Annotated in this window: 7 protein-coding genes; 5 read left to right on the forward strand and 2 right to left on the reverse strand. The window is 68.2% G+C overall.

Going from position 1 to position 7,393, the window contains the following annotated elements:
* Positions 1 to 59 precede the first annotated feature (59 nt).
* The gene (gene otsB / locus JHC99_RS16105; RefSeq protein ID WP_292155564.1) at positions 60 to 869 is read right to left on the reverse strand and encodes a trehalose-phosphatase; all 810 of its coding nucleotides are present in this window, start codon (positions 867 to 869) and stop codon (positions 60 to 62) included.
* A gap of 176 nt (positions 870 to 1,045) precedes the next feature.
* Here otsB and JHC99_RS16110 point away from each other — a divergent pair, with 176 nt between their 5' ends.
* The 4 genes from JHC99_RS16110 (at position 1,046) to JHC99_RS16125 (ending at position 5,412) form a co-directional block, all read left to right on the forward strand.
* Positions 1,046 to 2,038 (forward strand): KpsF/GutQ family sugar-phosphate isomerase, encoded by a 993-nt coding sequence (locus tag JHC99_RS16110; protein ID WP_292155567.1) that lies wholly within the window; start codon positions 1,046 to 1,048, stop codon positions 2,036 to 2,038.
* A gap of 253 nt (positions 2,039 to 2,291) precedes the next feature.
* Positions 2,292 to 3,575 (forward strand): glycosyltransferase family 1 protein, encoded by a 1,284-nt coding sequence (locus tag JHC99_RS16115; RefSeq protein ID WP_292155568.1) that lies wholly within the window; start codon positions 2,292 to 2,294, stop codon positions 3,573 to 3,575.
* Positions 3,576 to 3,659: 84 nt separating this feature from the next.
* Positions 3,660 to 4,811 carry a polysaccharide biosynthesis/export family protein gene (locus tag JHC99_RS16120; protein ID WP_292155570.1) on the forward strand — a complete coding sequence of 384 codons (1,152 nt, stop codon included), beginning with the start codon at positions 3,660 to 3,662 and terminating at the stop codon, positions 4,809 to 4,811.
* Between the two features lie 4 nt (positions 4,812 to 4,815).
* On the forward strand, positions 4,816 to 5,412 hold the full coding sequence (locus tag JHC99_RS16125) for a hypothetical protein (RefSeq protein ID WP_292155572.1): 597 nt from the start codon (positions 4,816 to 4,818) through the stop codon (positions 5,410 to 5,412).
* Here the strand turns inward: JHC99_RS16125 and JHC99_RS16130 are convergent.
* Positions 5,409 to 6,410 (reverse strand): LLM class flavin-dependent oxidoreductase, encoded by a 1,002-nt coding sequence (locus tag JHC99_RS16130; protein WP_292155574.1) that lies wholly within the window; start codon positions 6,408 to 6,410, stop codon positions 5,409 to 5,411. The genes JHC99_RS16125 and JHC99_RS16130 overlap by 4 nt on opposite strands.
* Before the next feature lie 142 nt (positions 6,411 to 6,552).
* On the opposite strand from JHC99_RS16130, the gene JHC99_RS16135 reads away from it, so the two are divergent.
* Positions 6,553 to 7,393, forward strand: an 841-nt coding sequence (locus JHC99_RS16135; protein ID WP_292155576.1) for a hypothetical protein, incomplete at its 3' end; no start/stop codon positions are given.

Consider the following 7,393-nt stretch of genomic DNA (forward strand, 5'->3'; position numbering starts at 1 on the left):
GATCGAACAGTTGCCGATGGGGGCCAGGTCCAGGTTGGGGCGGAGGGGGACCATACCGCTCATGCCGCCTTCTCCTCGGCAGAGGCATCGATGCCGTCGGCGACCGCCTCCAGCCAGCTCAGGACGGCGTCCACGGTCGCAAGGCCGTGGCTGGCCAGGGTTTCCCGCATCGGCCCGACCAAGACCCCGAAGCCCCCCAGGGTCGTCGCGGCACGAAACGCGTTCTCGTCGGTCAGATCGTCGCCGAGCATCACCGGGGTCGCGCCCTGAAACGGCGGCTCGGCCATGAAGGCAGTGATCGCCGAACCCTTGTCCGACCCGGGCGTCTTCAACTCGACCACCATGACGCCGGGCTGGACCGACAGCCCATGTTCAGCGGCGACAGAACGCGCGAGGGCCAGGGCGGCTTCACCGACTTCGGAGGCCTGACGATAGTGGAGCCCGACCGAGACGCCCTTCTCCTCGACGATCACCTCCGGGTGCTCGTCCTGGAAGGCGCGCAGGGCCCGAGTCGCGGGCGCAATGCCGGGCGAGGCCGGCGCGATGACTGTCGAACCGTCCCGCCGACGCCGCTGCAGCCCATGCACCCCGGATGCGGCCAAGGGTCCGGCCGCGCTGATCCGGTCGATCTCGGACAGGGTGCGACCACTGACGATGGCCAGACGACCCTGAAGGCGTTCATCCAGACGGCGCAGCACCGCCGAACGCCTCGTCACGGGGCCGACCGCGTCGGGGGTCTCGGCAAGTGGCGCAAGGACGCCGTCCATGTCCAGAAACAGGGCCAGCCGATCGAACCGCACCGGCGGAGGCGTCAGGGCAGGCAGCCCCGTGGACGCGGCATCGGGCGCACGACTTTCGGCGTTCGGCATTGGATCTCCCATGATCTTCAAGTCCCCTTGCACACTCCAACGCGCCACGACGGCAAAGGTTGGCCGTTCAGCGAGCTTTGCTGGACTACGACTTTCCGTAGGATTGTGCCGCGCGCCGATCTGGGGCAATTCCGGGCCCGGAACGGGGCGACGGCCTCGGTCAGGATGCCTCGACTATGCCCGAACTTCCTCACTCAACGCCCGCCGACATCGCCGTCATGACGGGCCGGGCGCGAGAGGTGATGCAGCTCAATATCGAGGCCTTGCAGGCCCTGGAGCGGACGATCGATGCCTCCCTGGCCCGCGCCTGCGAGGTCATATTGTCGCGGCCCGGCTATGTGGTGGTCACCGGCATCGGCAAGTCCGGCCACATCGGCGGCAAGATCGCCGCGACCCTGGCCTCGACCGGCACCAACGCCTTTTTCGTGCACCCGGCCGAGATGAGCCACGGCGACCTGGGAATGCTGCGGTCCGACACGACCCTGCTGGCCATTTCGGCGTCGGGGGAAAGCCGCGAACTGCGCGATCCCCTGATCTTCTGCCAGCGCGCCGGCATCCCGGTCATCGGCATGACCCAGCGCAGTTCCAGCTTCCTGGCGCGGATGTCCGCAGTGCCGCTCATCATGCCCAATGTCGCCGAGGCCTGTCCCAACGGCCTGGCACCGACCACATCGACCCTGATGACCCTGGCGCTGGGCGATGCCTTGGCCATGGTGCTGATGGACCGGCGCGAGTTCACCGCCACCGATTTCGGCCTGCATCACCCCGGCGGCGCCCTGGGCATGAGTTTGCAGAGCGTGCGCGAATGGATGGGCGACAATCACGCCCCACCCGCCAGCGTGCCGCTGGACGCCTCCTTCGCCGACGTCGTGGCCACGATCACCGCCGGTCGAAAGGGGGCTGTGGCCGTACTCAACGCAGAGGGGGCCCTGGCCGGAATGATTACGGACGGCGACGTTCGCCGCGCCTTCTCCAACGATATTTCCAGCATCACCGCCGCCGACATCATGAGCCGGACCCCGATCACCGTGAACCCGGACCAGCGGATGAGCGACGTCGTCGACCTGTTAGCGGCCAACAAGATCGCGACCCTGTTCGTGATGGAGAGTGACCGACCCGTGGCCATCATCCATGTCGCCGAACTGATGCAGGCAGGCTACGTCTCGTGATCGGAAACCGTCAGGACGCCGCGATTGACCGTTCCCCGACAAGGGGTTACGCCAGTCAGAAGGCTCGCGGTACAGACCGGACGGGCACCCGACGCAACGGACGGAACGGGGAATTCTTGGACAAGGTCTGCCCTTCGCGCCACGGGCGTTCGCGAGCGTATCCAGTCGCCCGGCGGTTGTCCGTTACAGCGAGGCCGGTAATCCGCCTCTACCCGTTCGGGTCTCACGGGTCTTGCAGTCAGGTCGGCGTATCATGATCGAGGGCGTGCTGTTCGACGCCAGCCGGCTGATCAGCCGGACCGAGCGTACTGCGCCGACGGGCGTCGATCGGGTCTGTCTGGCCTACGCCGAATGGCTGCTGGCCCGGCCCGACCTCAAGATGATCCCGGTGCGATCCAAGCACGACGAACTGGTCGCCGTTGACGACGCCTGGTTCCGGAGCTGCGTCGAAACGCTGCGGGCGCGCTGGACAGGTCTCGACGCCGAGCACGCCCTGACCGGCAATGCGACCCGGCTTCTGGCAGCCCTGAACTCAGAGAGACCCGCCGCCCAGTCGGTCATCGGCGCTCCGCCGCCACCGCCGTCGAGCTCGGGCGGCGACAAGGGTCGTCGTCGCCAGTTGCGGGTCTTCAAACAGTTCTTCCGGTCCCGCCGGATGCTGGACCTGCCGCCGAGCCGGGTCTATTTCAACGTCGGCCACACCAGCCTGAACACGCCACAGATCCTGACCTCGCTGAAGGCGCGCGCCATCCCCAGCGTCGTTTTGCTGCATGACCTGATCCCGATCACCCATCCCGAGTTCTGCCGTCCCGGCGACGGTGCCAAACACCGGCTGCGGGTGCTGACGGCGCTGAAATACGCGTCGCGGATCATCGTCAACTCTCAGTACACGGCCGAGGAGCTGTTGCGGTTCGCCGCCTTCGAGCGGGTTTCGGCGCCGCCGATCGACGCGGTGCATCTGGGCCTGGAATCGGTGTTCGTGGCCAAGCCCCAGGCCGCGCCGCCCCGCCCCTATTTCGTCCACGTCGGCACGATCGAGGCGCGCAAGAACCTGGCCTTCCTGCTGACCGTCTGGAGACGGTTGCAGGAGCGGATGGGGCCTGCGACGCCGCAACTGGTGCTGGTCGGCCGCTACGGATGGGAGAACGAGGCGGTTCTCGATCACCTCGAGCGCTCGCCCAATCTTCGGGGCCTGGTGCATCAGTCGGCCAACCTGCCGGACGCGTCGCTCGCCACCCTGATGAACAACGCCCAGGCGGTGCTCGCGCCGTCGTCGGTCGAAGGCTTTGACCTGCCGGCAGTAGAGGCCTGTGCGCTGGGCGTGCCCCTGATCGCCTCGGACATCCCCGCCCACCGCGAACTGGTGCCCCACGCCCAGTTGATCGATCCGCTGGACGGACTGGGCTGGCTGGCCGCCCTGGAAAAGGCGACCCGGGTCCGCCCCCTGGCTGCACCGTATCGGGCCCCGACCTGGACGGACCACTTCCGTCTGGTCGAGGAACGGACAGGGCTGAACCGCGATCTCGTCGCCGTGTGAGGCCTGCGGGTCTCGTCACCGATCGAATCATCTCGCGGGGTCTGGCTCCAGGCCGCAAAGGCCGGTAATCACTGGCGTATGACCATGCCCAACGCCCTGACCCGCACCGTCTCGATCCTGGCGCTCGTCGCCATCCTCGGAGGGTGCTCGACCCTGCCGCGCGACGGACCCTCGGGCCGCGCGGTCGCCCGCGGCGCGTCGGCCGATCAGGCCAATTATGTGATCGTCGATCTGGATTATGCGCTCACCGAGCGGATCAAGGCCCAGCCTTCCCAGTTCCTGGGCTCTCTGACGGATGCGACAGAGCCTGCGGCTGGCGGAATGATCGGTCCCGGCGATACCCTGGCCGTCGCCATTCTGGAGCCCAGCGGCACCCTGTTCGGTGGCGGATCAGGCGGCGAGAACATCCGTCCCGGCAACCAGAACCTGCCCGCCATCGTGGTCAACTCGGCGGGTGCCGTGACCATCCCCTATGCCGGACAGGTCAATGTCGCGGGTCTGAGCGCCACCGAGGCCGGTCAGGCCATCCAGCGCGCGCTTCGCGGCAAGGTCGGCAACCCCCAGGTCGTCGTCTCCGTGGCCAACAACGCCTACAATACCGTCACCGTTCTGGGCGAGGTGCGCCAGCCCGGCCGGGCCCTGTTGACCGGCAATGCCAACTCCATCCTGGACATCATCGCCGCCGCCGGGGGTTCGACCCGCACGCCCGAGGATGTGATCGTCAACATCCAGCGTGACGGCCGGACCTATACGGCACCGCTCGGCGTGGTCACGACCGAGTTCGGCGAGAACATCCGCCTGCAACGCGGCGACCAGGTGAACCTGACCTACCGTCCCCGTCGCTATTCGACGTTCGGGGCCCTGGGCGCGATCTCACAGGTCGAGATGGCGGCCGGTCCCCTGACCCTGGCGGGCGCCCTCAGCCGCGTCGGCGGGCTGAACTCCACCATCGCCAATGCGCGTTCGGTCCTGGTCTTCCGCTTCGAGCGGCCCGAGGTCGCCCAGGCGATTGGCCTGACCCAACCGGCGCTGCCGCGCGGTGTGCCCGTCGTCTACCGCCTCAACCTCGAGGAAGGGACCGGCTTCTTCACCGCCAACAACTTCATGATCCAGCCGGACGACATCCTGTATGTCCCCAACTCGGACTCGGCGGAACTGAGCAAATTCTTCACCCTGGTCCAGACCTTCACGCGGGTGATCTACGACATCTCGGTGACCAACACCCTGAACCAGTAGCGCGATGGGCTGGCGGCCGCCGCGCATTCCATGGGCCTGGCCGGGGTCGCGGCGCCGCCGTGCCGAGGCGTCTGTCAGCGATCCGTGGCAGGGGGCACCGCGCCGCGAGCGGACACCCGACGACAGCCCCGCCGCACGTCTGCTGTCCGAGATCGAGGCCGGGGCCCTGGCCGTCTACGCCGCCCACGATCTGCCGACACGGCCTGGTCAATACGCCCGGTCGCCCCGGGCGACCGGCTGGCGGTATCTGGCCGACGATCTGACGGCCGAGGAACGCTGGGCCCTGGTCCTGGCCCAGAAGGACGGTTCGGGCTGGCGGTTCGGTTCGCTGGAGGACATCGGCGACCAGCCGGACAGTCCGCCGGACCTTCGAGAGGCGTCGCTCATGCTGCGCGACTGTCACATGCTGCGCACCCGGCTGGCGGAACGCAGCGGCCCGGACTTCGCCAACGATGTCGAGACGGCCATCGACCTGGGCATGGCCTGGCGACAACTCCAGCTTTCGCCGCCCCGGCCGGTCGAGGTCCGGATCGCGGCACCGGCAAGGCCGAAGAAGCCTCGCAAGTCCCGCGCCAAGCCCAAGCCGCCGAAAGCGGATTAGGCCGCCATCGCCAGCCCACCCATCGCATCGGCCAGCAGTTCCAGCGAGCGGACACGATCGGCGTGGGACCAGATCTGGCTGGTGATCATCAGTTCGTCGGCCCCGGTTCGGGCGACGAAGGCGTCTATCTCGCGCCGGACCGTGGCCGGCGATCCGACGGCTGAACAGGCCAGGGCCTGGGCGATCATGGCGCGTTCGGCGTCTCCCAGCCCCTGCTCATAGCCCTCCACCGGCGGCGGCAGCTTGCCCGGACGGCCGGAGCGCAGGTTGACGAAGGCCTGCTGGACCGAGCTGAACAACAGCCGCGCCTGATCGTCCGTCCCGGCCGCGAAGACGTTGAAGCCGAGCATCACATAGGGTTTGGCCAGCCGGTCCGAGGGGCGGAAGGTCTGACGATAGGTCTGGATCGCCGCCATCATCTCTGACGGGGCGAAATGGCTGGCGAAGGCGTAGGGCAGGCCCAGATGCGCCGCCAGCTGGGCACCATAGGTCGATGAGCCCAGGATCCAGACCGGGATGTCCTGACCTTCGCCGGGGTTGGCCCGGATACGCTGATCCTCGGTCGCCGGGGCGAACCAGTGCATCAGCTCCATCACATCCTGAGGGAAGTTGTCGACGTCCCCCTGGAGCGTGCGTCTCAAGGCCCGCGCCGTCGCCATGTCCGATCCCGGCGCGCGGCCCAGCCCCAGGTCGATCCGTCCGGGGTGAAGGGCGTTGAGGGTCCCGAACTGTTCGGCGATGACGAGCGGGGCATGGTTCGGCAGCATGACACCGCCGGCCCCCACCCGGATCGTCCTGGTCGCCGCCGCCACGGCCCCGATCACCACGGAAGTCGCGGCCGAGGCGATGCCCGCCATATTGTGGTGCTCCGCCAGCCAGTAGCGGTTGAAGCCCAGCCGCTCGGCGTGGCGGGCCAGATCAATCGTGTTGGCGAGCGCTTGCGACACATCCGAGCCTTGCGGCACCGGGGCGAGATCGAGGATCGAAAGGGTGGTCATGGACGCCATATGGGGTGGCGACCCCTGATCGGAACCCCCGCCACAGTCACAGTTGCATTCGCGCCTGCGGTGTTCTTGCGCGACCGATTTCGCTACGAGGCGTTACCTTGGCCCGAATGCTCAAGCTGGAGCCGCCTGTCGTATGCGACGTTTCCTGATCTGGTCTGGCCTGGCGGTCGTGATCGGCCTTGTCCTGGCCGTGAGCGGATACCTGGCCTACGACCACTTCTATGCCCGGTTCCAGCCGGTCACGATCGCCCGGAACCAGGGCGAGATCCAGCGGCTGCTGGATGAGGCGTCGTGGGTGTCGCCGGGCGGCGGCGACCAGCCCGTCTATATCATCGGCTATCGCGGCAATGCTTCGACCCAGGCGTATGAGGCCGAAGAGGCCGAGAAACTGCGCGCCGGCGGGGCCGATGTCCGCGTCCTGATGTTCGCCCGCTCCGACCGCGAAGGGGCCCCCCAGTCGACGCCGGCCGAACGAGCCACGATCGCCGAGCTGTGGCTGAACCGGGACTGGAACCTGTACCGACGCTGGGCGGATACGCCGGGCGCAGGCTGGAAGGCCGAGGGCATCGCACCCGCCGACGGCAACCTGGCCCGCAGCGCCGTGGTGGACGCCAGCCGACAGTTCGTCGCCCGGCTGGACACCCTGATGCGGGATGCCGGGGTCAAGCCGACCTGGCCTCTGGTCATCTGGCGCGACCGCGAAGGGTTCCTGAAGGCCTGTGCCTGTGCCGACCGGCGGTCGTGGGCCTTCATCCGCGACGATCTGGACGCACCGGACACGATCGCCGTCGAGGCCGCGCCGGTCGCTCCGGCCGCACCCGTGACGCCGACGCCTTTGCCCGAGACCCAGGGCCTGCCCTATCCGGACCTGCCCGCCATACCCCCCGCGGCGACGCCGACAGCGCCCCAGCCGAGCCAGACGACTCCGGCACCGGCGGGCCAGGCAGCAGGCTCTGCACCACAGCGGCCGACCT

This window comes from Brevundimonas sp., from assembly GCF_016463485.1.
Taxonomy (GTDB): Bacteria; Pseudomonadota; Alphaproteobacteria; order Caulobacterales; family Caulobacteraceae; genus Brevundimonas.

Coding starts and splice junctions, on each gene's coding strand:
- otsB (WP_292155564.1), bottom strand. CDS start 869: ATGCCGAACGCCGAAAGTCGTGCGCCCGATGCCGCGTCCACGGGGCTG.
- JHC99_RS16130 (WP_292155574.1), bottom strand. CDS start 6,410: ATGACCACCCTTTCGATCCTCGATCTCGCCCCGGTGCCGCAAGGCTCG.
- JHC99_RS16110 (WP_292155567.1), top strand. CDS start 1,046: ATGCCCGAACTTCCTCACTCAACGCCCGCCGACATCGCCGTCATGACG.
- JHC99_RS16125 (WP_292155572.1), top strand. CDS start 4,816: ATGGGCTGGCGGCCGCCGCGCATTCCATGGGCCTGGCCGGGGTCGCGG.
- JHC99_RS16115 (WP_292155568.1), top strand. CDS start 2,292: ATGATCGAGGGCGTGCTGTTCGACGCCAGCCGGCTGATCAGCCGGACC.
- JHC99_RS16120 (WP_292155570.1), top strand. CDS start 3,660: ATGCCCAACGCCCTGACCCGCACCGTCTCGATCCTGGCGCTCGTCGCC.